General features: G+C 41.0%; 29 protein-coding genes, 1 other RNA gene and 1 pseudogene. 17 read left to right on the plus strand and 14 right to left on the minus strand.

Annotated features, from left to right (window positions below):
* Positions 1-17 precede the first annotated feature (17 nt).
* From MKP07_RS22635 to MKP07_RS22685, 11 genes and pseudogenes are all read left to right on the plus strand, one after another.
* Positions 18-755, plus strand: a complete 738-nt coding sequence (locus MKP07_RS22635; protein ID WP_240849326.1) for a DUF3307 domain-containing protein — start codon at positions 18-20, stop codon at positions 753-755.
* Positions 756-905: 150 nt separating this feature from the next.
* Positions 906-1628, plus strand: a complete 723-nt coding sequence (locus MKP07_RS22640) for an exonuclease domain-containing protein (protein ID WP_240849327.1) — start codon at positions 906-908, stop codon at positions 1626-1628.
* A 98-nt stretch (positions 1629-1726) separates the two neighbouring features.
* Positions 1727-2476 carry a polyprenol monophosphomannose synthase gene (locus tag MKP07_RS22645; protein WP_240849328.1) on the plus strand — a complete coding sequence of 250 codons (750 nt, stop codon included), beginning with the start codon at positions 1727-1729 and terminating at the stop codon, positions 2474-2476.
* A gap of 68 nt (positions 2477-2544) precedes the next feature.
* Positions 2545-3141 (plus strand): DUF4268 domain-containing protein, encoded by a 597-nt coding sequence (locus tag MKP07_RS22650; protein WP_240849329.1) that lies wholly within the window; start codon positions 2545-2547, stop codon positions 3139-3141.
* Complete coding sequence (locus tag MKP07_RS22655; protein WP_240849330.1) at positions 3107-3505, plus strand: alpha/beta hydrolase; 399 nt, start codon at positions 3107-3109, stop codon at positions 3503-3505. Before MKP07_RS22650 ends, MKP07_RS22655 begins: the two co-directional genes overlap by 35 nt.
* The gene (locus MKP07_RS22660; RefSeq protein ID WP_240849332.1) at positions 3489-3968 is read left to right on the plus strand and encodes an alpha/beta hydrolase; all 480 of its coding nucleotides are present in this window, start codon (positions 3489-3491) and stop codon (positions 3966-3968) included. Before MKP07_RS22655 ends, MKP07_RS22660 begins: the two co-directional genes overlap by 17 nt.
* Positions 3969-4063: 95 nt before the next feature.
* A complete protein-coding gene (locus MKP07_RS22665) occupies positions 4064-5467 on the plus strand; it encodes an MBL fold metallo-hydrolase (protein ID WP_240849334.1) in 1404 nt (467 codons plus the stop codon).
* A 237-nt stretch (positions 5468-5704) separates the two neighbouring features.
* A pseudogene (locus MKP07_RS22670) lies at positions 5705-8067 on the plus strand (penicillin acylase family protein).
* Positions 8068-8143: 76 nt separating this feature from the next.
* Entirely contained in the window at positions 8144-8491 is a 348-nt protein-coding gene (locus tag MKP07_RS22675; RefSeq protein ID WP_240849335.1) for a hypothetical protein, read from the plus strand.
* 438 nt (positions 8492-8929) lie between these two features.
* Complete coding sequence (gene trhO / locus MKP07_RS22680) at positions 8930-9904, plus strand: oxygen-dependent tRNA uridine(34) hydroxylase TrhO (RefSeq protein ID WP_240849337.1); 975 nt, start codon at positions 8930-8932, stop codon at positions 9902-9904.
* Positions 9905-10052: 148 nt separating this feature from the next.
* On the plus strand, positions 10053-10226 hold the full coding sequence (locus MKP07_RS22685) for a hypothetical protein (RefSeq protein ID WP_240849338.1): 174 nt from the start codon (positions 10053-10055) through the stop codon (positions 10224-10226).
* 6 nt (positions 10227-10232) lie between these two features.
* Here the strand turns inward: MKP07_RS22685 and MKP07_RS22690 are convergent, their stop codons facing one another.
* The 4 genes from MKP07_RS22690 to MKP07_RS22705 all read right to left on the minus strand — a co-directional run bounded on the left by MKP07_RS22690 (position 10233) and on the right by MKP07_RS22705 (position 12815).
* Positions 10233-10652 carry a hypothetical protein gene (locus tag MKP07_RS22690; protein ID WP_240849339.1) on the minus strand — a complete coding sequence of 140 codons (420 nt, stop codon included), beginning with the start codon at positions 10650-10652 and terminating at the stop codon, positions 10233-10235.
* Complete coding sequence (locus tag MKP07_RS22695) at positions 10642-10836, minus strand: hypothetical protein (protein WP_240849340.1); 195 nt, start codon at positions 10834-10836, stop codon at positions 10642-10644. Before MKP07_RS22695 ends, MKP07_RS22690 begins: the two co-directional genes overlap by 11 nt.
* A gap of 50 nt (positions 10837-10886) precedes the next feature.
* On the minus strand, positions 10887-11579 hold the full coding sequence (locus tag MKP07_RS22700) for an ROK family protein (protein ID WP_240849341.1): 693 nt from the start codon (positions 11577-11579) through the stop codon (positions 10887-10889).
* Positions 11580-11804: 225 nt separating this feature from the next.
* On the minus strand, positions 11805-12815 hold the full coding sequence (locus tag MKP07_RS22705) for a hypothetical protein (protein ID WP_240849342.1): 1011 nt from the start codon (positions 12813-12815) through the stop codon (positions 11805-11807).
* Between the two features lie 138 nt (positions 12816-12953).
* On the opposite strand from MKP07_RS22705, the gene MKP07_RS22710 reads away from it, so the two are divergent.
* The 5 genes from MKP07_RS22710 to MKP07_RS22725 all read left to right on the plus strand — a co-directional run bounded on the left by MKP07_RS22710 (position 12954) and on the right by MKP07_RS22725 (position 15968).
* The gene (locus MKP07_RS22710; RefSeq protein WP_240849345.1) at positions 12954-13625 is read left to right on the plus strand and encodes an ABC transporter transmembrane domain-containing protein; all 672 of its coding nucleotides are present in this window, start codon (positions 12954-12956) and stop codon (positions 13623-13625) included.
* A 190-nt stretch (positions 13626-13815) separates the two neighbouring features.
* Complete coding sequence (locus tag MKP07_RS39300) at positions 13816-14400, plus strand: ATP-binding cassette domain-containing protein (protein ID WP_262919428.1); 585 nt, start codon at positions 13816-13818, stop codon at positions 14398-14400.
* On the plus strand, positions 14373-14783 hold the full coding sequence (locus MKP07_RS39305) for an ATP-binding cassette domain-containing protein (RefSeq protein WP_317235875.1): 411 nt from the start codon (positions 14373-14375) through the stop codon (positions 14781-14783). Before MKP07_RS39300 ends, MKP07_RS39305 begins: the two co-directional genes overlap by 28 nt.
* 59 nt (positions 14784-14842) lie before the next feature.
* A complete protein-coding gene (locus tag MKP07_RS22720; RefSeq protein ID WP_240849346.1) occupies positions 14843-15439 on the plus strand; it encodes a rhomboid family intramembrane serine protease in 597 nt (198 codons plus the stop codon).
* Between the two features lie 256 nt (positions 15440-15695).
* Positions 15696-15968, plus strand: a complete 273-nt coding sequence (locus MKP07_RS22725; RefSeq protein WP_240849347.1) for a hypothetical protein — start codon at positions 15696-15698, stop codon at positions 15966-15968.
* Between the two features lie 61 nt (positions 15969-16029).
* Here the strand turns inward: MKP07_RS22725 and ssrA are convergent.
* From ssrA to MKP07_RS22745, 4 genes are all read right to left on the minus strand, one after another.
* Positions 16030-16403: a transfer-messenger RNA gene (gene ssrA, locus MKP07_RS22730) on the minus strand.
* Positions 16404-16534: 131 nt separating this feature from the next.
* The gene (locus MKP07_RS22735; protein ID WP_240849348.1) at positions 16535-16960 is read right to left on the minus strand and encodes a site-2 protease family protein; all 426 of its coding nucleotides are present in this window, start codon (positions 16958-16960) and stop codon (positions 16535-16537) included.
* Between the two features lie 89 nt (positions 16961-17049).
* The gene (locus tag MKP07_RS22740) at positions 17050-17490 is read right to left on the minus strand and encodes a Do family serine endopeptidase (protein ID WP_240849350.1); all 441 of its coding nucleotides are present in this window, start codon (positions 17488-17490) and stop codon (positions 17050-17052) included.
* Positions 17487-17918, minus strand: a complete 432-nt coding sequence (locus MKP07_RS22745) for a site-2 protease family protein (RefSeq protein WP_262919429.1) — start codon at positions 17916-17918, stop codon at positions 17487-17489. The genes MKP07_RS22740 and MKP07_RS22745 overlap by 4 nt, the downstream gene beginning before the upstream one ends.
* Before the next feature lie 255 nt (positions 17919-18173).
* Between MKP07_RS22745 and MKP07_RS22750 the strand changes: the two genes are divergently transcribed.
* The gene (locus tag MKP07_RS22750) at positions 18174-18656 is read left to right on the plus strand and encodes a DUF3276 family protein (RefSeq protein WP_240849351.1); all 483 of its coding nucleotides are present in this window, start codon (positions 18174-18176) and stop codon (positions 18654-18656) included.
* 140 nt (positions 18657-18796) lie between these two features.
* Here the strand turns inward: MKP07_RS22750 and MKP07_RS22755 are convergent, their stop codons facing one another.
* The 6 genes from MKP07_RS22755 to rplU all read right to left on the minus strand — a co-directional run bounded on the left by MKP07_RS22755 (position 18797) and on the right by rplU (position 23006).
* Positions 18797-19219, minus strand: coding sequence for a hypothetical protein (locus MKP07_RS22755; RefSeq protein WP_240849352.1), 423 nt, complete (start codon positions 19217-19219; stop codon positions 18797-18799).
* Between the two features lie 71 nt (positions 19220-19290).
* A complete protein-coding gene (locus MKP07_RS22760) occupies positions 19291-19950 on the minus strand; it encodes a hypothetical protein (RefSeq protein ID WP_240849353.1) in 660 nt (219 codons plus the stop codon).
* A gap of 247 nt (positions 19951-20197) precedes the next feature.
* Positions 20198-21817 carry a DNA polymerase/3'-5' exonuclease PolX gene (locus MKP07_RS22765; protein ID WP_240849354.1) on the minus strand — a complete coding sequence of 540 codons (1620 nt, stop codon included), beginning with the start codon at positions 21815-21817 and terminating at the stop codon, positions 20198-20200.
* Between the two features lie 101 nt (positions 21818-21918).
* The gene (locus tag MKP07_RS22770) at positions 21919-22200 is read right to left on the minus strand and encodes a hypothetical protein (protein ID WP_240849355.1); all 282 of its coding nucleotides are present in this window, start codon (positions 22198-22200) and stop codon (positions 21919-21921) included.
* A gap of 185 nt (positions 22201-22385) precedes the next feature.
* Positions 22386-22649 carry a 50S ribosomal protein L27 gene (gene rpmA, locus MKP07_RS22775; RefSeq protein WP_114791204.1) on the minus strand — a complete coding sequence of 88 codons (264 nt, stop codon included), beginning with the start codon at positions 22647-22649 and terminating at the stop codon, positions 22386-22388.
* Positions 22650-22706: 57 nt separating this feature from the next.
* Complete coding sequence (gene rplU / locus MKP07_RS22780; RefSeq protein WP_114791205.1) at positions 22707-23006, minus strand: 50S ribosomal protein L21; 300 nt, start codon at positions 23004-23006, stop codon at positions 22707-22709.
* Positions 23007-23041: the final 35 nt, after the last annotated feature.

Genomic DNA, 23041 nt, shown 5'->3' on the forward strand with positions numbered 1-23041 from the left:
ACCAGGATTGCCCAACTATGATAACACTTTTCCTAAAGCTGCTTTTAGCACACCTTTTGGGTGATTTTGTTCTACAGCCTACATCCTGGGTAAGGGATAAAAAGCGACGAAAAAGCAGCTCGCCCTTTTTGTATTGGCATATTGCCATCCACGCCATTTTGTTGGCTATAACCTTACAATTTGACACCTACTACTGGCTGGGATTTTTATTCATTGTAATAAGCCACTACCTTATAGACTGGCTGAAGCTGGAACTACAGGGTAAGTGGCAGGAGGGATATTTGTTTTTTGCCGACCAGGTTGCTCATGTATTAGTATTGCTGTTAGTGGCTGTTTTATATACCGGAACGGACATTAATTGGTCTTTCCTGTTCGCTCCTGAACTTTTGCTCCTGGCCTGTGCGGTGATTATGGTTACTTATACGGCATCTATAATAATGCGGGTGATTATGGATAACTGGAAGGTAAAGGATGATAGCGCCGAAGACTCCCTTGCAAAAGCAGGGAAATATATAGGCATGATTGAACGGTTGCTCGTTTTCTTATTTGTAGTATTGAATCAATGGTCGGCAATCGGTTTTCTTATTGCAGCCAAATCTATTTTACGTTTTAGCGATTTATCCAAGGCCAAAGACAGGAAACTAACAGAGTATATTATTATTGGTACTTTACTAAGCATCACTATGGCTATTGTTACGGGCCTGGCATACAAATACATGTTGCCCTATTTAACCGGGATAAAGCTGGTTTTTTGAAAAAACTTACCATAAAAGGCTAAAACTGAGGTTTTGTTTAACAGGAAAATTGCATTCTTCAGAACAAGATTCTTTATCTTAGCCGCCTTTAAATATTGATATGTTACAAATTACCAAGCCTATAGCATTTATTGATCTGGAGACGACGGGGTGAACCTGGGAACCGACAGGATTGTGGAAATTGCTATTGTGAAGTTGCTGCCGGATGGTTCGAAAACCGTTAAAAGGAAATTGATCAATCCTGAAATGCCTATATCTAAAACTTCTGTAGAGATTCATGGTATCACCAATGAAATGCTAAAAGACGCGCCTACTTTTGCACAGGCGGCACAGGAGCTGAAACAGGTATTGGACGATTGCGACCTGGCTGGATATAATTCTAATCGTTTTGATATTCCGCTTCTGATAGAAGAGTTTTTGCGTGCAGGTGTTGATTTTGATATGAAAGGTCGCAGGATGGTAGATGTGCAAAACATTTTTCATAAAATGGAACAACGCACTTTATCAGCAGCATATAAATTTTATTGCGGAAAAGTGCTGGAGTCGGCTCACTCTGCAGAAGCAGACGCTTCCGCCACCCATGAAGTTTTAGTGGCGCAACTGGAGCGTTACCCCGAATTGGGTACTACCATCGACTCTATTAATAAGTTTTTAGGTGATGAACAGGTGGTCGATTTTGCCCGCAGGTTTATCATGCAGGATGGTGTAGAAGTATTCAATTTTGGTAAATACAAAGGCCAGTCTATTGCCGAAATACTAACCAAGGAACCCCAGTATTATGATTGGATGATGCGTGGAGACTTTCCTCAGCAGACCAAGCAAAAACTGACCGAAATATTTACACGTACCAAGTTAAAAGGCTTAAAACTCTAGTTTCGCCGGAAGTGCGGGACTGAATGATGACGTTGTTGTAGCAACTTTTATTCATCAGGTAGCTTTGCTGTTTATTGCTGATTTAATTATGATTGTTCTTGGATAAGATAGTTATCATACCTACTTACAATGAAAGGGAGAATATTGAAAGTATTCTTAAAGCCGTATTTGAGCTCGAGGGTGGCTTTCATATACTGATCGTTGACGATGGTTCTCCGGATGGCACTGCGGATATCGTACGCACATTGCAGCAAACCTATGCAGGTCGCCTTTTCCTAGAAGAAAGAAAAGGTAAGCTGGGCCTGGGTACCGCCTATATTCATGGATTTAAATGGTCGTTAACGAATGGCTATGGTTTTATCTTTGAAATGGATGCAGACTTCTCTCATAATCCTAAGGACTTGATAAGATTGTATGATGCCTGCAAAAACCAGGGTGCTGATGTAGCGATTGGTAGCCGGTATGTAAAAGGCGGTGGGGTTATTAATTGGCCAGCTGATAGAATTGCTTTATCTAAAGGTGGATCGCTTTATACGCGCATCATCACCTGGATGCCCATAAAAGATCCCACAGCCGGTTTCATGTGCTATACGGCAAAAGTGTTGGAAAGCATCGATTTTGACAGTATTACATTTGTTGGTTATGCCTTCCAGATAGAAATGAAATTTGCCTCCTGGAAACTGGGTTTTAAAATAAAAGAAGTGCCTATTATTTTCCAGGACAGAACCAAAGGACAATCTAAAATGAACAAGGGTATTGTAAAAGAGGGAATACTGGGCGTATTAAATCTTCGTTGGCAAAGCCTTTTTAAAAACTACAGAAGAAGAGTACGAACGAAGAGCGTGTAGACCCTGTTACTTGAAACACCAGCCATCACTCATTGTTTAGTACTCCTTACTCATACTGATTACTCATCATGTACAGCAAATCAGAAGCCTCTAATATTAAAAAAGAATTCTGGACTAAGTTTGGCCTGTATATGAAGCCGGTGAAAAACGCTGAACACCTTACCATTAACTGGATTAACTACAAAACAGGGATCCGCCATATCTACTTCCGGATGGATGCTTCTAAAAGGGAAGCTACCATTGCAATAGAGATCAAACACCCAGACGCCGCTAGCCGGGCACTGGTATACGAGCAAATGGAATTATTGAAAGGTTATCTGGAGGGAGTATTGGGAGAGTCCTGGATCTGGCAACCGAATTTTTACGATGAAGATGGTAGCAGCGCTTCCCGCATCTTCATGCAATTAGAAGGCGTGAACGTTTTTGATAAAGAACACTGGCCGGTTATCATCTCTTTTTTAAGGAGCGGATCATTCAACTCGATCTTTTCTGGAACGACGTTAAAACTCAATTCGAGGTATAAATTTTCTTGCTTTTTTGTTATCAGGTTTATTATCTTCATGATCTGCACTTTTAAAAAGATGCCAAATGAAAAGAGGACTTATATTTATCCTGATATTAGCTTCGAGTATGTTACATGCACAGGAAACAATAAAACTTTATGATGTTGTACCTAACAGCAAAACTTCAGATCTGGCTGAGAAGAGCGAAACTGCTGCAGACGGTATTACCCGCGTAAGCCAGGTAGTGTCGCCCGAAATCATTATGTACCGGCCTGAAAAGCCAAACGGGACCGCTGTATTGATATGTCCGGGTGGGGGATATCGTATTTTAGCGATTACACACGAGGGGCATGAAGTGGCTAAAGTATTAAATCAATGGGGTGTTACGGCATTCGTTTTAAAATACCGGCTGCCGGATGACCACACCATGCTGGATAAAACTATTGGTCCCTTGCAGGATGCAGAGCGTGGCATTCAGCTGATCCGGCAAAATGCAAAACAATGGGGAGTTGATCCCAAAAAGTAGGTGTGATGGGCTTTTCTGCGGGGGACACCTGGCGGCATCACTTTCTACCAGGTACAACCAGGAGGTGATTGAAAACCATAAGCATGTTTCCTTACGGCCCGATTTCTCGGTTCTGGTATATCCTGTTATCAGTTTTTCAGATAGCCTTGGTCATACCGGTAGCCGCGATAATCTGATTGGTAAAAAACCTTCTCCCGAAAAGATAAAGAAGTTTTCCAACGAGTTACTCGTTAATAAAAAAACGCCGCCTGCGTTCCTGGTTCATGCCAAAGATGATGGAGGGGTTCCCTATAGAAACAGTGTTGTATATTATGAGGCGCTGCAAAAGAATAAAATACCAACGGAGATTAAATTATTTGAAAAGGGAGGACATGGATTCGGCATGTATAATAAAAAAGAAGCAGGAGATTGGATGAGTGAGCTGCAACAGTGGTTGGTGAAAGAAAAGTTTTTGAAAAAATAAACATCAAACAAGAATGAAATGCTGGTAGCTATGCGAATTACTTTTCTGCCAACAGTTAAATAATCTGGCCATAAAAAATACAAAAAATTAAACAGATGAAAATTGCTTTTCACGGAGCTGCACAAACAGTGACTGGCTCCAAACATTTAATAACATTAAAGAATGGAAAAAAGATATTGCTTGACTGCGGTATGTTCCAGGGCATGGGCGATGAAACAGAACTACTGAACCGGAATTTTGGTTTTGTAAGTAGTGAAGTAGACGCCATGATTTTATCACATGCACATATAGATCATTCGGGATTGATACCCAAATTGGTGTCCGAAGGATTTGAAGGAAATATTTACTGCTCTCCGGCAACCAAGGAGCTGGCTGCTATCTTGCTGATGGATAGCGCCGAAATACAGGAAAGTGATGCGCGTTTTATGGAGAAAAAACGCGTAACCGGTTTGCCTGAGTTGCTAAAGCCATTGTACACGATAGAAGATGCAAAAAGCACTATCCCGCTCTTTACGCCAAGAGAATATGGAGATTGGTTTGATGTAGTTGAGGGCGTGCAATGTATGTTTACCGATGCGGGGCATATTATCGGTAGCCAGTGTGTGCATCTTAAAATAAACGAAGATGGCAAGGAACGGCGGATCACCTTTAGCGGCGACCTGGGACGCTATCGCGATATCATTTTGCGATCCCCTGAAGTATTTCCGCAGGCAGATTATATCATCATGGAATCTACTTATGGCAACAGTCTGCACGATAATATTACCGGTACTCCCGATCAGTTGCTCGATTGGATTCAACGCGTTTGTGTAGATCGGAAAGGAAAGTTGATCATGCCCGCATTCAGCGTAGGCCGTACGCAGGAGATCCTTTATTTCCTAAACCAGCTGGACCTGGAAAACCGGTTACCGAGAATTCCCATTTTTGTAGACAGTCCCCTAAGCATTGAGGCTACAGATATGGTGAAGCGTTTTCCGCAATACTTTAATAAACGTATTCAGAACGTGATGAAGAACGATGATGATCCGTTTATGTTCCCGGGACTTACCTATATTAAAGATGTAAGAGATTCCAAAGCACTGAATTTTAGAAGCGGTCCTATGGTGATCATATCAGCCAGCGGTATGGCAGATGCAGGGCGCGTAAAACACCATATCAATAACACGGTAGAGAATTCAAGAAACGCAATTGTGATGACGGGTTATTGTGAGCCCAACTCTTTAGGGGCAAGACTTTTGTCGGGCATGAAGGAAGTGGGCATATTTGGTGCAGAAAGACAGGTGAACGCCGAGATCGGTCAGATAAGAAGCATGAGCGCTCATGGAGACTATGAAGATATGAGCCAGTGGCTGGCCTGCCAGGATCCAAGAGCGGTGAAAAAGTTGTTCCTGGTGCATGGTGAGCCCGATGTGCAGCTGGACTTTAAAAACCGTTTGCTGAAAAAAGGGTTTATGGATGTAGAAATTCCGGAACGCCATTTTGAAATAGGACTGGATTAACGAATAGTATAACAAACCGCCGCGATGGCGGTTTTGTTTTTAAAGAATTGCGCTGCGCACAAGCCCTGTTATTCCGGTAGGCATTTGTACATCCTGATTCTTATCAATGCATACTAACAAAAAATAATTTATCTTTCCTAAAAGATCGATATGAGACTGCTGCCATTCTGCTTTTCTTTATTGATAACTATTTTGTTGATATTCGTACTGAACCGGCCTATTGGCACCAAAGTGCCGATGCCTCTCGGTAGTTTTCTAAGTCCTCAAACAGGTTTCTGGCAAAATGCTGAAGACACGGCTTTCAATTATAGCCTCGATATTTTGCAGGCAGATCTGAAAGGAAATGCCAAAGTATATTTTGATGAAAGGCTGGTGCCACACGTGTTTGCAGAAAATGATGAAGACCTGTATTTCATACAAGGGTACCTGCATGCTAAATTCCGCTTGTTCCAGATGGATCTGCAAACGAAAGCCGCGGAAGGACGAGCCAGTGAAATAGCAGGCCCTGTTGCGATCAACTATGATAAGGAGCAACGCCGGCTGGGAATGAAATTCGCTGCAGAAAATACCCTTCATGTGGTAGAACAGGATGCGCCAACGCTGGCGAGGTATAGTTCATATACAAAAGGGGTTAATGCCTATATCAATTCCCTGGCAGAAGGCACACTACCACTGGAGTATAAAATACTCAATTTTAAACCAGAGCAGTGGACGAACCTCAGAACTATGTTATTGTTAAAAATGATGGCAAAAATGCTTTCTTCGGGAACAGAACATGACCTGGAAAATACGAGCCTTCGTGCCATTCTAACTTCTGAACAATTTAATCTTTTGTATCCGCAGGTGCCTGATTCTCTTCATCCCATTGTACCGAAAGGAACCACTTTCCCCAAACCTATGCACGATTACCAATTGCCGGAAAATGTAGATTCAGCTTATTTTCTTAATCAAAGAGCGGTGGCGGCAAGGAGTCAATACCCCGAGGATAAAGATAACGGGAGTAATAATTGGGTAGTTGCCGGCAGCAAAACGGCGAGTGGTGTACCTATTCTTTGTAACGATCCGCACCTGGAGTTGTCACTGCCTTCTATTTGGTATGAAATGCAGTTAACCACACCTGAATCTAATGTATATGGTGCAACACTGCCTGGTAGCCCGTTTGTGATCATTGGTTTCAACGATTCTATTGCATGGGGTGTCACCAATTCGCAAAGAGATGTGAAAGATTATTATATCATTAAGTTTAAAGATAATACCAAACAGGAGTACTGGTTCAACAACGCGTGGAAGCCAGCTCAGCAAAGAATTGAAGAAATAAGAGTTAAAGGCCAGGCCTCTGTTTTTGATACAGTGGCGTATACAATATTCGGTCCGGTAATTTATGATGGAGCTTATGCAGATACGGTTACGCACCAGGAAGCTTTGGCAGTACAGTGGATGGCACATCATACCGGAGATGACGGTGGCGCATTTTACAAGCTGAACCGTGCAGGCAATTACAACGATTATGTATCAGCTATAAAAGATTTTGAATGCCCCGGTCAGAATTTTGTTTTTGCTTCCAAGTCTGGTGATATTGCCATCTGGCAACAGGGTAAATTCCCCGACAGATGGCAGGGCCAGGGGCAATATATTATGCCGGGGCAAGATAGCAGTTATCTCTGGCAGGGCTATATCCCTCAATCGGAAAATCCACATGCATTAAATCCGGAGCGTGGATTTTTAGAAAGCGCCAACCAGCGACCTGCTGATGGAACTTATCCTTACTTTATACCGGGTACCTATATTACACCGCGTGCTAATGCCATTGAACATTTCCTGAGTAACATGAGCAGCATCAGTATACAAAACATGATGGAGCTGCAAAACAATAATTATAATATTCTGGCCAGCCAGATGCTGCCCATTTTCTTGTCTAATACTAATGAAGCGGCCCTAACACCTGAGGCACGTACCTATTTAAATACTATTAAACGGTGGGACTTTGATGCTGGACCTAATGCTGTGGGACAAACTATCTATCAGTTTTGGTTGGATAGTTTGCAGCGAAATATATGGTCGGATGAGTTAGTTAAAGCAGCGACTAAAGTGCCGGTTCCGGAAGAGCAAAGGCTGATGGAACTATTGAAAATAGATTCAACTGCACTTGGATTTGTGGATAACAAAAATACGCCGCAGGTAGAAACCTTGCGCGACCAGGTTACTGCTTCCCTGAACGGTGCAGCTGCTATGTTGGCTCAAACAGAAAAAGAAGGGAAGCTGGAATGGGCGCTGTTCAAGCAACCCGCCATCTATCACCTGCTAAAAAATAATCTACCATCTTTTGCCCGCACTAATTTATCCGTAGGTGGTGCAGGGTCTGTAATTAATGCTATCAAAAAAGCCATGGTCCAAGTTGGAGAATGATCGTTCAGATGTCGGCAACAACAGAAGCCTATGGAGTGTATCCCGGCGGACAAAGTGGTAATCCTGGCAGTCGGTTTTACGATAATGCAGTAGATAGTTGGGTGCAAGGTAAATATTACCAGCTTTGGATGATGCAGAAAAGCCAGGAAGGAGATGCCCGTGTTAAATGGACAATGAATTTTATTAAGAGTTAACTACTGCAGTGGAAATGCCAGTAAGTAATGAACATTGAACCTCGGCCATTAAACTTCGAATCGTAAACAAAAGCTAATGAAATTTTTTATATCACTTCTTGCTATAGCGATCTTATCATTTATTGTTGGTTTATACGCGCCCTGGTGGAGCATTGCCCTGGTTGCCTTTATAATATCCCTATGTATTTCTCAAACCCCGGGTTCGTCTTTTTTATCAGGCTTTACTGGTGTTTTTCTTCTATGGTTGATTTTGGCATTGTTCATTAACGCGGCTAATGGCGGTATTTTGGCTAATAGAATTGGAGGGATGTTGGGCATTGGGCAAAGCCCGGTATTACTGGCTTTTATTACCGCAGTAGTAGGAGGTCTTGTTGCCGGGTTTGCTGCCTTAACGGCTTCTTATTTAAGGAAGAAAATAAAATAAGCAGCTGCTTGCAAAATTGCAGGCTACATGATTCTTGACATCTTAAGGTATTACAAGATATTCATCACTCAGCGTGTTCCCTTTGTCTCTTTTCTCCGCGGTTAGTACTGTAAACTATAGAAAAATGAGTGCGTGGAGCAGACTCAGGAGTATGATATTAAGCTATTAAATGATTCAAACGCGATCTTAGTGCGATCTTGAATTGCATTGACCAATAATTTGTCCTTTGCTCTGCGTTATCTCTTTTCTCCACTCCTCAGCGGTTAATACTGGAAACTGCAGAAAAGTAGGTGCCGGGGCAAATTGACCAATAGTTTCCTGTTGTGAAATTATAAGTCATTAATAAACTTTACCTTTGCACCGCGAAATTTGGTGCAGCCTGCAACTGCCCAATTATTAAATAATTTCCTGCGGCAAGCAGGATCAAATTTCAAAATAATGGCTTTACACAATCGTGTTTCCCGCAAGGAACTGAAGGAGCGTATTTTACAGGATAACACGCCCCGGACTACCATCTCTTTTTATTGCTACTTTAAAATAGCTGATCCTACGCAGTTTCGAAATCACCTTTATAAAAGTTTTTCAGATATAGGTGTTATGGGGCGTATCTATATTGCTGAAGAAGGCATCAATGCCCAGATCAGTGTACCTACCGAAAATTTAGACACATTCAAGGAATTTTTATATGAAACAGATACTGCATTGAATAACTTGCGTTTAAATATTGCGGTAGATGATGATGGGAAATCTTTTTATGTGCTGGATATCAAGGTTCGTAATAAGATTGTAGCAGATGGAATAGAGGATGCCGATTTTGATATGGCTAATAGAGGCCGGTACGCTGATGCTGAAACATTCAATAAACTAAGCAGTGATCCTGAAACGATTATCATTGATATGCGTAATCACTACGAGTTTGAAGTGGGGCATTTTGAGAATGCAATTGAGGTTCCGAGCGATACCTTTCGTGAGCAATTACCTATGGCTGTGGATATGATGCAGGAACATAAGGATAAAAATATTATCATGTACTGCACGGGTGGGATACGTTGTGAGAAAGCGTCAGCCTATATGTTGCATAAGGGGTTTAAAAATGTTTTTCATCTAGAAGGCGGCATTATTAATTATGTGAATCGGGTAAAGGAATCGGGACTGGAGAATAAATTCCATGGTAAGAATTTTGTATTTGATCAGCGGTTAGGGGAGCGTGTTACCGAAGAGATTATTGCAAAATGCCACCAGTGCGGAAAACCGGCCGATACACATGTAAATTGTGTGAATGACGCCTGCCACTTGCTTTTTATTCAATGTGAAGACTGCGCAAAGGAATTTGATGGCTGTTGCAGTAATGATTGTAAAGACTTTATACATCTTCCAACAGATCAGCAAAAAGGAGCTGCGCAGCGGCATTGATCTGGGTAGAAATGTTTTTAATAAATCTAAATCCAGGTTAGGCAACTTATCCGTTAAAAATGATGCAACATAATAATAACTTTTTTTGGAAGATTGCAGCGTTTGGAATGAAGTTTGCGTCTGAAAGCTTGTTTAAAGCTAAACTTTTATGAATAGGATATCCAAAATGCTATTTCTTCTTGTACTGGTAATTTTACCGGTGGTACTATTTGTTCTTGATAACCGGCAGGTATTGGCCGAAAATGCAAAAGATATGATACCGGTAAAGGAGCCGGCAAGAGCTGCAACTCCTGTTTATTCAGTCTTTAATAGTTCTGAATAAGCTTATTTAGCGTTTATCAGATTTAAGCAGTTCTACTTCCTGCTGCAAGCGCGTAATCAATTCCTGTATTTGCGATATTTTATCCGTCGCTTTTTCTGCTTCAGATTTTTGTATAGAAACAGTTGAGCTAACCTCTTCAGGCTCATCATCCAGTTCCTCCTGCAGTTCTTCCACGTTTTCCTGTATTTCTTCTACATCCTCCTGTATTTCCTCCACGTCTTCCTGTATTTCTTCCACATCCTCCTGCATTTCCTCTACATCTTCCTGTATTTCTTCAATATCCTCCTGTATTTCCTCTACATCTTCCTGTATCTCTTCAATGTCTTTACTGTTTTTGTTTACAGACATTTGAATGAAAATGGCAAGGTAAATAGCTTCTAAAGAAACGATCGTTGTAAGCACCAACAGCATTTTATCAAAGCTCACAATACGCAACGCCGGTAGTGCAAAAGCTATGATAAACAGCAGGGGTATGTACCACTAATGATGCGGTAGAGCCGATCCATCGCGTAGCTACATCCGCAATACGTTCCAGTCGTTCCCGGTTGCGCTCTCTAATGTGTGTGTATCTTTTGATTGTTGCATAGAGTAAGGGCGCAAAATTAGCCAATTAACTGCTTATATAAACAGACCTCAATTATGAATGAGTTATTTTTATAGCTATTGCTCCCAAAGCTTTACGCCTCCGTCAATCCCATCAATATTGTTAACCAGTATAATATTGTCGTCAAGTTCAAAGTCGAGTTTCTTCGCAAGGCCGCCACCAATGTATAAACGATCGTAGTTAAATACCGTTTTCGTTACAGAAAGCACGTATTGCATTCTTTTATTCCATTTTTTCTTACCTACCTCATTGTAAGCGGCTTCTCCAATAAAGGCATCGTAATCCTGGCCTTTATGAATAGGGTGGTGAGCAACCTCCAAATGTGGCAATACTTTCCCATCCAGGTAAAATGCAGTACCAAACCCGGTTCCCAGTGTGGTCATCATCTCAAATCCTTTTCCACTAACACAGCCAAGTCCCAGTAAGTCTGCATCATTAACAGCTCGGGCTGGTTTTCCCAGTGTTACCATTAATTCTTCAGCAAGATTTACACCCGCCCAATACCCGGTACCCAGATTAGGAGCAGTATGCACTATACCATTACGCACATAACCCGGAAAACCTGCCGATATGCGATCATATTTAAAATCTTTTACCAGTTCTTTTATGGATGCCAGTATGTTTTTAGGATTGGCGGGCTGTGGTGTGAGTATCTTTGTGTATTCGTGTAATATCTTGCCACTTTTATTGAGTGTGCACGCTTTTATTTTAGATCCACCAATATCTATTGAAAGTGTAATTGCTGCCATTATTATTGTTTATACGGTTAAGGTTTATGTTATTCAATGTAATTTATCGTTCAAAAAGGCCAAAAGTCCCGCCGGTCCATGTTTTATCTTTATTGTAGCGTACCCCAATCATCTTGCCCTTGCTTAAACGCACCAGGTTATTAGTAGGAATGGGGCGTTCAGCATTCTTTGGCCAGAAATAAAACAGCCGGATCTCTGCTTTAGCCGGCTCATCGGGCGTTTCTATTACCGGGGCGTAGGTAACCTTTTTTGAAGGATCCAGTTTTGAGGGTCTTCAATTTTTTCAATATCATCCGGTGCTATATCTATAACCACACCCTGCCCGGCAAAAGAAAAAAGTGGCTTTAATACGTAATTTTCCAGGTCTTCCGGTATCTTTTCTACCTTGTTCAGGTATTGTGTTGCCGGAATATTTGGATGCTGTATCAAGGGTAATGTGTATTTGCTGATACGGTAAAACCAATTGGGGTGGGGCATCCATTCTACATCTACATCTTCAAACAGTACTTTTGCTTTTTGCTGTACCCAATCTTCCTGTTGCAGCAACTCATCAAAAATTACCCGGTTGTAAATTCTTTTAATAAGTGTTTCTTTACCATTGTTCAAATAAAAAAGTTGCCTTCCTTTTTGTATCAGCTCAGTTACGCAAACCGGTTGTATTCCAGTGTAATCCCGCGTGCAATAAAAATCTATATTGGTTTTCTGTTGGTCGGGAAATATTTCAAGCAACACAACATGCTCAGGCTCGTGCCCGTTGAGTAACAGGTTTTTCAATAATTTCAGGTACGATTCCCGGTTCAGTCCACTCAGGTAACTCGAATAATTAGCCGGGGCGCTGAAATGTTTATGATAAACATCATCCAATAAAACCTCGAAAGCAAAAAGGGTAGGGAATGCCTGCATTTCGATCAGCTGCGGCTCCAGCTCGTTATGTTCATTTACACAAACTCCAAAATCGAAAGTAATGCAGGAGGGATAATCATCTTCATTTAGCACCTGTAAATTTTCGGGGATTGCATTTTGAGTAAGCTCCTTAAAGTCGGGCTTCAAAATTACATCTACAATGCTTTCGCAGGCGCTTAGCATCTGGTTCGTAAAATCTTTTGGGATAAAAACAGGCGTTTCAGCAGAACGGAACTGTATAGGCCCATGCTGACTATTCAGCTCTTTCAAAAAGGCCTCATATTTTTCCGTTGTAAAACTATTATTATACTGTGCTCTTAAATCGGGTACCATTGAAACAAAATATATAGGCCAAGATAATAAATTAGTTTTAGTGAGGATAATTAAATGAAGAAAAGTTTTTATAAGTTAATATAGCTGGGAACAATTGATAAATGAGGAGTTTAAAAGCTAAAACCCTACCTTGCATTTATGAGGCATTTAAGAGCTCTGGGAAAGTATTTTTGGAAATATAGGGCAAGATTAGGAGCGGGAATTTTATTTGTGGTATTATCCAACTACTTTAATGTTTTGTCGCCACAACTGATGCGGTTTATCATTAATTATGTTGATAATGCTTTGTCGTTGACCAATAGCCCGCCTGAAAACACGGATGAGGGCTATGATTTTCTGGTGAGGAAAGTAATTGACTGGATAGGTGTACAAAACGACGTGGGAAGGGTGGTTATTATTGCCAGTCTTATTATACTGTTACTGGCGTTGTTGAGGAGCTTTTTTATGTTTCTGATGCGGCAGACCATTATTGTAATGAGCCGTCATATCGAGTATGATCAAAAAAACGAAGTGTATGCGAAATACCAGAGCCTTGACAATTTATTCTTTAAGCGTCATGCGATTGGCGATTTAATGAACCGCATTGCAGAAGATGTGAGCCGTGTTAGGATCTTCACCGGGCCCGCGATCATGTATATTGTAAACCTTGTTTCTGTAATAGCTTTGAGCGTTTTCTTTATGCTTAAAAGCAGCAAGGAGCTTACTTTTTATGTCCTGATTCCCTTACCCATACTGGCTGTAATTATCTATTTTGTAAATAGTACCATCCACAAAAAAGCGAACGGATACAGGAAGCTTTGTCGGATTTGACTACTAACGCCCAGGAATCTTATTCAGGTATCCGTGTTATTAAATCATTTGTGCAGGAGCGATCCATGCTGGATTTTTCCAGGTAAATACCGAGCGCTACCGCAAGAATGCAGTAAGCCTTGCTAAAACAGAAGCTATCTATTTCCCGGCTATTAATTTGCTGATTGGCGTAAGTACTTTATGTACTATTATGATCGGCGGACTTTATTATATCAATCATGAGCATAATATCAGTATCGGAACTATTGTGGAGTTTATTGTTTATGTGAACATGTTGACTTTTCCGGTAAGTGCCATAGGCTTAACCGCAAGTATGGTGCAACGAGCTGCTGCATCATCTCAGAAGCGGTTAAATGAGTTCCTGGATATTGAACCGGAAGTTAAAGACAGTCTGTCTGCAAAAGAGGCCGTTATTGAAGGGACGGTTGATTTTAACAATGTAACATTCACTTATCCCGATACCGGCATTGTGGCGCTGAAGGACTTCAATCTTCATATACAAAAAGGGGAGAAGGTGGCTATAACCGGCAGAACAGGTAGTGGCAAGACTACGATTGCTCAGCTATTGCTACGTATTTATGATGTGCAGGAAGGCAATATTCAACTGGATAAAGCGCCATTAACACATTTGCAATTGCATTCGCTTCGCCAACAGATCAGCTATGTTCCCCAGGATGTCTTTTTGTTTAGCGATACCGTTGAAAACAATATCCGGTTTGGTATTCCCAATGCAAAAAAGAGGCAGTGGTGGAAGCAGCCCGCATTGCAGGAGTAGATAAGGAGATTGAGCATTTTGCCAATGGGTATGAGACGATGATCGGTGAGCGTGGCGTTACATTAAGCGGCGGGCAAAAGCAAAGGATATCTATTGCGAGGGCCCTGATCAAAGATCCCGGATTGATTATTTTTGACGACTGTCTAAGTGCGGTAGATGCTAAAACAGAAAAAGAAATTATGGGCCGGTTGAATGAATACCTGGCAGATAAAACAGCCATCATCATTACCCATAGGGTTTTTTCTTTACTGAATTTCGACAGGATTATTGTATTGGATGAAGGGAGTATTGTTGAGCAGGGCACGCATGAGCAACTGATGCAGATCCCGGAAGGTTTTTATGCGAAGCTTTATGCCCGCCAGCAGGGGCACACGAATCATTAACAAATCAATTGCCGTATTTGAAGTAGGATGGTTACATTATTAAACTTTATTTTTATAGGATGACATTTACATTTTCTATTACACTGGTGATTGCAGCTATCACCGTTCTTGTATCACTTTTAGGATTTAATAGTCCCAAAGTAATTGATAGCCTTGTTTTTTATGGGCCGGCTATTTCGAAAAGGAATCAATATTACCGGTTTATAACCTGCGGGTTTATTCACGCCGATTTTATGCACCTGGCATTTAATATGCTGGCGTTTTATTCTTTTGGAACAACTTTAGAACAGGGATTGTTTTCGTCTCCTGATATATTTGGCACAGATGCTCCAATTTATTATGCCATGTTGTATTTCGGTGCATTAATTATATCAAGCGTTCCCGATTATTTTAAGCATAAGGATAACTATTATTTCAGGAGCCTGGGTGCTTCGGGCGCAGTAGCTGCAGTTATATTTTCCTGCATTGTTTTATATCCTACCATGGGCATTGGTTTTATTTTCGTACCTATTCCTATACCAGGTTGGATATTCGGTCTGATTTACCTCGGTATTTCAGCCTACCTGGATAAGCAGGGCAAAGGGAATATTAATCATGGTGCTCACCTCTGGGGGCTATATTCGGTATTGTGTTTACCGCTCTTTTCGTTTCTTTAAAAGGAGAAATCAATGTCTGGCAAAACTTTATCAGTAATATCCGTGGGTGATTTTCATGACAGCTTAACAATGTATTCTCATCTATTTTCTTTTTGATAGGCTTTACCCGTTACCTGGGTGGCAAATCGAGTTTTAGGCAGGCCTTTTACATATGTTTTAAGGCTGTCGTAACAGACCTGACCTAAATCAGTAAAATAGTCAGTTAAAAGTGTTATTTTAGTTAGGTTAAATTGATTTTTTAATAAAACGAATTGCAATGTCTGAACATTATTTCCCACGCGGCTTCGATTCCTGGCAAAAGACCCATTTTGAAGTAGTAGAAGCGCTTTGTTATTTACGAGATCTGCAGGAAGGAAAAGAAAAAGAGAGTAAAAACTTTTCTCAAATGCTTGATAGGAGTGCTACTGACGATCTGTATAAACTGGCCATTGAGTTGACTGATAAATTTGAAACCGAAAAAGTGGAAAGAGTAGGCAGTACTTTGTTTGATCTGATTGAGGAGTTTGTATACAAGGAAACACAACATTAAAAGATAAGATAAAAAAAACGACGTGTATCAAAAAGTACACGTCGTTTTTTTTAGTCTTTTTAAGTGGAGGCGACCGGACTCGAACCGGTGTCCAAACATATCCTCCAAAAGCTTTCTACATGCTTATTTCTTTATTATTTGTCGGCAATGAACCGGGAAAGAACAAACCAATTCAAAGCTTAGCTGGATAGTCTTTTGCTACGCTCACAGCCTTACGCAGCAGCATTCTGTTTTTGTTTTTGAGTCGGCGGCGGAGCTTGGTAACAGACCAACCTGCTCAAGCGGCCCTAATGACTATCTAATCACTGATTAGGCAGCCATGGCATACTGTGTATTGCCATTTGAAGTTTGAGTATTCAGATTAACGGGCTAATTACACAACGCCCGACATGCTTACACTTTCAAAGACCTACGCTGTCAAAACCAAGCGCCCCCAATAAACTAAGATTTAAGACTTTTCTATTTCACTATCATGCTTAAACCAGCATACAAAGATACAAAATTAAACTCATTTTTCCGCATTTGTACCACCTGTCATCTGTCAACAACAAACTGTTAACTCGCCCTTACCGTCCCCAGCCAAACCAGTCGTTACCATTAGCATATAACATAAGACCTAACAAAAGTATCATACCCACCATTTGTGCATACTCCAGGAACTTCTCATTGGGTTTGCGGCCGCTTACCATTTCATACAGGGTAAACATTACATGGCCACCATCCAGTGCAGGTATCGGAAGCAGGTTCATAAATGCCAATACAATGGAAAGAAATGCCGTAATATTCCAGAATGCCTCCCAGCTCCAGAAGGTAGGGAATACAGAGCCCATTGCCTTAAAACCACCTACGCCTTTGTAAGCTTCTGTTTTTGGATTCAGGATCAAAGCAAACTGGTCTATGTACGCCTTTAATTTCTCTATTGATTTGTTAACACCAGCCGGAAAAGCGGCAAAAAAACCATATTCGCGTTTTTCTATTTTGTAAGCTCCCAAAGCTTCATATTCTTCATCTGTTAAACGCGGGATACCTATTTTACCGTCTGCGTCAACCTTTGCGGTTAGCGTCAGCGGCTGCCCGTTTCTTACAACTGAAAGCTGAACCTGTTGATTTTTTTACTGTTGACCACGGCTGACATTTCATCGAAGAACCGAACAGGAGTTGCGTCAATGGCGGTAACCAGGTCCATCTTCCTTAGCCCGGCTTTATAACCGCCCATCGTGTCCATTTTGAACTTCTTGTCGTATTCGCCTACATAAGAGGGTACACGTTCCATAAACATATACGCTTTCTTGCGCCTGCTTTCCACCAGTTTGCCAATCAGGTTTACCGGTACAGTTACGGTCATTTTTTTACCATCGCGCTCTACGTCGATCGTTTCGCTGCCGATAAGGATCTTTGCCGCCAGGTCTTCGAAGTAGGGAACAGGCTCGCCATTAACAGCTAGTATCTTATCGCCTGAGCGTAGTCCAATATCACTCATCAGGCTATCGGTAACGGCCACACCATCGCGTATAGAACTCATCGGCGTTTTTGCTCACCCCAAACAAATAAAATCATGGCGTAAATAATAAACGCAACGAGCACATTCATGATAATACCAGCCAGCATAATGATCAAACGCTGCCAGGCCGGCTTGCTTCGGAACTCATAAGACTTTGCAGGCTGCTTCATTTGCTCCTTATCCATGCTCTCATCAATCATCCCGCTGATCTTAACATAACCACCCAGGGGTAACCATCCAACACCATATTCGGTGTCGCCTACTTTCTTTTTAAACAGGGAAAACCAGGGGTCGAAAAACAAATAAAATTTTTCAACACGGCAACCAAACCATCTTGCAGTAATGTAATGACCAAACTCGTGTAATAAAACGAGAATCGAAAGGGCCAGAATAAGTTGAGCAACCTGTACACCAACACCAGACCAGTTAATAGCTAAAGTATAAAACATTATGGTATAATAAATCTATTCTTAAAAAATCACGCAAAGATACATTGAATGCTCTTACTGAATTGCTAAAAACAACATTTGGCGGTGCTATATTTTTTGTTCAAAACATATTATGTTTATTTATATTTGTTGTGTTTCTTTACCAAAACGCCTATATAGATTAATTTATTCTATTTAACAACTATTTTATTGTTTTTTCAAAAACATAGTTATATTTGTTAGCTAGTAAACTTCTATAAAGTAAATATTACGAAAGTGGAGAACGGAAACAACGAAAAAAAACTGGAAGCTATTTATAGCAAAAGGCTTCGTGCCGGAAAAAGAAGAACTTATTTCTTTGATGTGCGGTCAACCAAAGGCAACGATTATTATTTAACAATTACCGAAAGCCGTAAAAGGTTTGATGATAATGGCTATGACAGGCACAAAGTTTTCCTTTATAAAGAAGATTTCAACAAGTTTTTGAAAGCTTTGAATGAGGCAGTTGATTACGTGAAAACAGACCTGATGCCTGATTTTGATTTCGATGCTTTCAACCATGATGATTATGATGAAGAAGGTGGCAATCATTCTTATGTTGCACCTGCTGCTGTTGCCGCTACACCTGCACCTGCAGTGGAACCACCGTCACCGGTAGAAGAACCTGCTAATGATGAACAAGTGGTAGAGAATGTTGAACCAAAAGTTTCCGAATCCGGAACCAGCTCCACCACACATGAAGAAGTAGATAAATGGTAATACCAGATTGATATTTAAAGAGGCCACTAGCAATAGTGGCCTCTTTGTTTTGGGTGAAGTTAAATGCAATATAAATATTAAGCAGTTGATTTACCTGCTCGGGAACTTTACGTTGAACTTGTTTTGCTTAAGCTGATCTGTTATTTGCAGCATAGTTCAGTCAACGTCCACGAGGGAATGGAAAGAGATGCCTTCGAAGAGCCGTGGGAGAAAATGCCTTCTGAAGTTACCGTTGCCTTTAAGTTGGCGCCAAATCTTGTTCTGTCATCGCTTTTATAAATGGTATATGTTTCTATAATAGTTTGCTTTCCTTTTCGTTCATGATACCAGAGTAAGGGCGCCACTGCGGTTATATTTCCTGCAGTAAATTTTGAGTTGTATTCGGCTGTAGATACGGTAAGGTGACCGTAAAATGTAAAGGCATAGAGCGCCGCCTCCCAATAAATGGTTTTGCGAACTTTAACCTTACTGCAGCCATTATCCGCAGGCCTGTTATTGCTGATAAGGTCAATATTACTTAAACCTCGTCCCCAGAAAGGCCATGTATTAGCCCGGGCAAACACGCCGCTAGCACTAATACCGTAAGCATCTGCATCGGCACATAATATTTTATCGATATAGCGATTCGCGTTGATTATATTGGGGTAGTAGACTGTACCTTCAACCCAGCTGCAGGGGGCGGGGGCGGGGGCGTGTTAGGCGGTGTTGGGTCATCGTGGTCGTCTATATCCCATTGATTGATATCTTTCATGCGGGGAAGCCAGGTATTAGATTGAGGAGGTCGCAGCATATCGAAATAGAAATTCAGAAAGTCGGCATCGAACCGTATTAGTTTTCGCAGCTCGTCGGGTAGCAGGCCGGTTATTTTTTCCTTATAGCTTTTTTCATCTATTTGAGCTGCAGCCCATCCTTCCTTCAAAAAAGGATAGTATTTTTCTTTCATACTATGTGCAAATCTGGACCTTTCGCCATCCGCGGTTATTTGGCTTAGCTTTTCAATATCTTTTTGATACGATTCATATAAACCGGGATTCATTTTTTTGAAAATCTGATCTAAATTCTCCTGTACTGGTTTTAAGAGCTCGGTCACCTCATCAAAAAATTTAGAGGGTATGGGAGAAATCGATTTAACGGAATCTTTTTGATCTAAAGTAAAAAGGGCGGAGTTTTTCAGGCCCGCTGAGGCAAGCTGGCTTTTTTCAATAGATGCGTTGGCGCCTGATTCGTGTTGTTTGCTACACCGACACAATATTAATACCAATGTCAGTAGCAGAAAGATACTTGTGTGTTTCATGTATTCTTTTTTAGAGGTTTTAAAATGGATGAATGACAGTGTAAAAATATACGTGCCGTTGTTCGTTGCTTATCCTCTAAAAACATGATTTTGCTGCCAGACCTATCGCTTATATAGGGAGTCTGGTGGTTGGCTGTTCACTCTTCGTTGTAAAATTATAACGAAGAGCTATCGGATTGTGCACCAATCCGGAGCGCTGATCTTTTTATATGGAGGTATTGTTGAAAATTGTGCAATGTAAAACTGCTTAAATTGAAGGCGGCGTTAGCCCGCCTTTTTGAGCTGCTAATACGCCGTATTTAATATCGTAAAGACCGGCTATTGAGTGTGCATCCGGGTTAATGGATAATAGTACTCCTTTTTCCATAGCATAGCTGATCCATTGCCAATCTAAATCTAACCGGTGCGGGTTGGCATTGATTTCAATAGCTACTTTATTTGCTGCACAGGCATCAATTATTTTTCCATGATCAATGGGGTAGCCATTCCTGCTAAGTAATAAACGCCCGGTGGGATGACCCAGAATAGTAGTGTATGGGTTTTCTATTGCTTTGATGAGGCGTTGCATTGCCTTATCTTCTTTCATATACAGGTTGCTATGCACTGAAGCGATAACCAGGTCGAAACTGGCTAGTACTTCGTCGCTATAATCTAAACTGCCGTCGTTCAATATATCGCTCTCTATGCTTTTAAATATTTTGAAAGGAGCCAGCTTTTTATTTAATTCATCTACCTGCTGGTGCTGGAGTAAGATCCGCTCTTCAGACAAACCATTGGCGTAGGCAGCTGTTTTGGAGTGGTCGGAAATAACGAAGTATTCAAATCCATTTTTTATAAGATCTGTTGCCAATTCTTCTATGGTATTCACACCATCTGACCAGGTACTATGGTTGTGAATAATGCCCTTGATATCGCTAACCTGTAATACCTGGGGAATTGTTTTGTTTTTAGCCTGAAGAACGGCTGCACTGGTTTCCCTGTAGTAGGATGGAACGAAGCCTGTACCTGCCTGCTCAAAAATGCTTTCTTCGCTTGTAAATGCGGCGTTATCAAACCGGTCCTTCCCGAAATGTTCAATAAACGTATTGATGAACGACTCCCCTGAGCTATAAAGGAATTGTTTCTTATATAAATTATCGGTTCCGAAATAGAGCCTCAGCTTAAGACCATTGGTTAGTTTGTAAAGAATAGAGGTGGGTGTTTCTTCCAGCAGTTCGGGGGGATAGGCTGTCTGGAATTTGGGTTTTATGGTATCGGATGTTGCCGCGATAATAAATTCGAGTTCTTTTATAATAAGCATCTGGCGTCTGAAGTCACCCGCGGGTGCTACTTTATCTTTACCAAACAAGCCCTCCAGGTAGTTTTGTATAGTAGGATATAAGCTGGCAACCTGAGCATAGAGGAAATGCCCGATATTTTGATTGTAAAACCTGATTGCTTCCAGGACATTTGCCTGCGTCTTGGCTCCAAAGCCTTTATATCTTGTTAAGCGGTTCTCTATACAGGCATATTCCAGCTCGCCAATAGACTGTATGCCCATTTCCTGCCATACGGCATTGATTTTTTTAGGCCCCAGGCCTTTAATGTGCAGCATTTCCCGAACACCTACGGGTGTGTTTTCAATGATCTCCTGCAAGGCAGCCATCGATCCGGTATCCAATAGCTCAATGATCTTTGCTGCCACCGAAGGTCCCAGGCCTTTTATAGAAGCCATGGCATTCCTGTCCGTTTCTGTAAGTGGATATTCTAGCTTCTCAATATGAAAAGCTGCGATAGAGTAGGTTTTGGATTTGAATGCATTTTCTCCATTAATGTCCATCAACTTTGAGAGCAAGGAAAAATGTTCTGCGATGTCTGCATTGTTCATTTACGCAAAATAGCAAACAAAATGGAATATGCCCGATGAGTTTATCTATAGATAAAAAAAACCTCCCGATTGGGAGGTTTATAATTTTTAAAAATCAGCGCTTATTTTTTCTTAGCTGCTGCTTTTTTAGGAGCTGCTTTCTTAGGAGCTGCTGCTTTTTTAGGAGCTGCTGCTTTCTTAGGAGCCGCTGCTTTTTTAGGAGCCGCCGCTTTTTTAGGAGCTGCTTTTTTAGGAGCTGCCGCTTTCTTAGGGGCTGCTGCTTTCTTAGGAGCTGCTACTTTTTTGGGGGCTGCTGCTTTTTTAGGAGCTGCTTTTTTTGCTGCTGCTTTCTTAGGAGCCGCCGCTTTTTTAGGAGCTGCTTTTTTAGCTGCTGCTTTTGCCATTTGATTTTGAATTTAATTGATTAGTAAATGGGTTATCGATGGTAAAATTATACAAATTTAGAATACCTGCAAATTTTTTTCCACAATTTATTAAGGTATAAGTAATAGTTATTCACAATTGAGGGGTAAACATAAAAAAGTCCCGCTTATTTGCGGGACCAATAGTATCCAGAAAAAATATATTCCTAAGCTTGAGCTGCTTCAGAAACAGAAACGAAAGTTCTGTCTTTCCTCCCTTTTTTAAATTCTACTACACCATCAGTTAATGCAAATAAAGTAAAATCTTTACCTACACCTACGTTAGTGCCGGGATGATAAACAGTACCACGCTGCCGAACGATGACGTTACCAGCAATAGCAGGTTGTCCGCCAAATATTTTAACACCTAATCTTTTGCTTTCCGAATCGCGACCATTTTTTACACTGCCTTCGCCTTTCTTATGTGCCATGTTGAATTATTTAAAGTTGATATTGATAGAAGTTTAAAAGAATTTTACCTGGATATATTAAGCTATACCAGTTACTTTAATTTTAGTATAAGCGGTACGGTGACCTTTCTTTTTATGAAAACCTTTTCTTCTTTTTGTTTTGTAAGCAATAACAGTATCGCCTTTGATATGATCAACGATTTCGGCGCTAACTTTTGCTTTATTATCGGCACCAACAGACAATTTTCCGTCAGCGTGTACAAATAGTACATCTAAGTTAATAGAGTCACCTGCTTTACCTTCGAGGTGTGGAACAAATAATGTCTGATCCTTTTCAACTTTGTATTGTTGGCCTGCTACCTTAATTACTGCTATCATCTTTTAAAAATTAGGCGGCGAAGGTAGTTATTATT

The organism is Paraniabella hibiscisoli, assembly GCF_022512515.1.
In the GTDB taxonomy this organism is placed as follows: domain Bacteria; phylum Bacteroidota; class Bacteroidia; order Chitinophagales; family Chitinophagaceae; genus Niabella; species Niabella hibiscisoli.

Coding starts and splice junctions, on each gene's coding strand:
- MKP07_RS22770 (WP_240849355.1), bottom strand. CDS start 22,200: ATGGCAAAAGCAGCAGCTAAAAAAGCAGCTCCTAAAAAAGCGGCGGCT.
- MKP07_RS22685 (WP_240849338.1), top strand. CDS start 10,053: ATGAATAGGATATCCAAAATGCTATTTCTTCTTGTACTGGTAATTTTA.
- MKP07_RS22675 (WP_240849335.1), top strand. CDS start 8,144: ATGAAATTTTTTATATCACTTCTTGCTATAGCGATCTTATCATTTATT.
- MKP07_RS22765 (WP_240849354.1), bottom strand. CDS start 21,817: ATGAACAATGCAGACATCGCAGAACATTTTTCCTTGCTCTCAAAGTTG.
- MKP07_RS22725 (WP_240849347.1), top strand. CDS start 15,696: ATGTCTGAACATTATTTCCCACGCGGCTTCGATTCCTGGCAAAAGACC.
- MKP07_RS22760 (WP_240849353.1), bottom strand. CDS start 19,950: ATGAAACACACAAGTATCTTTCTGCTACTGACATTGGTATTAATATTG.
- MKP07_RS22745 (WP_262919429.1), bottom strand. CDS start 17,918: ATGTTTTATACTTTAGCTATTAACTGGTCTGGTGTTGGTGTACAGGTT.
- MKP07_RS22705 (WP_240849342.1), bottom strand. CDS start 12,815: ATGGTACCCGATTTAAGAGCACAGTATAATAATAGTTTTACAACGGAA.
- rplU (WP_114791205.1), bottom strand. CDS start 23,006: ATGATAGCAGTAATTAAGGTAGCAGGCCAACAATACAAAGTTGAAAAG.
- MKP07_RS22665 (WP_240849334.1), top strand. CDS start 4,064: ATGAAAATTGCTTTTCACGGAGCTGCACAAACAGTGACTGGCTCCAAA.
- MKP07_RS22655 (WP_240849330.1), top strand. CDS start 3,107: ATGTTACATGCACAGGAAACAATAAAACTTTATGATGTTGTACCTAAC.
- MKP07_RS22740 (WP_240849350.1), bottom strand. CDS start 17,490: ATGAGTTCTATACGCGATGGTGTGGCCGTTACCGATAGCCTGATGAGT.
- MKP07_RS22720 (WP_240849346.1), top strand. CDS start 14,843: ATGACATTTACATTTTCTATTACACTGGTGATTGCAGCTATCACCGTT.
- MKP07_RS22700 (WP_240849341.1), bottom strand. CDS start 11,579: ATGGCAGCAATTACACTTTCAATAGATATTGGTGGATCTAAAATAAAA.
- MKP07_RS39300 (WP_262919428.1), top strand. CDS start 13,816: ATGATCGGCGGACTTTATTATATCAATCATGAGCATAATATCAGTATC.
- rpmA (WP_114791204.1), bottom strand. CDS start 22,649: ATGGCACATAAGAAAGGCGAAGGCAGTGTAAAAAATGGTCGCGATTCG.
- MKP07_RS22710 (WP_240849345.1), top strand. CDS start 12,954: ATGAGGCATTTAAGAGCTCTGGGAAAGTATTTTTGGAAATATAGGGCA.
- trhO (WP_240849337.1), top strand. CDS start 8,930: ATGGCTTTACACAATCGTGTTTCCCGCAAGGAACTGAAGGAGCGTATT.
- MKP07_RS22635 (WP_240849326.1), top strand. CDS start 18: ATGATAACACTTTTCCTAAAGCTGCTTTTAGCACACCTTTTGGGTGAT.
- MKP07_RS22650 (WP_240849329.1), top strand. CDS start 2,545: ATGTACAGCAAATCAGAAGCCTCTAATATTAAAAAAGAATTCTGGACT.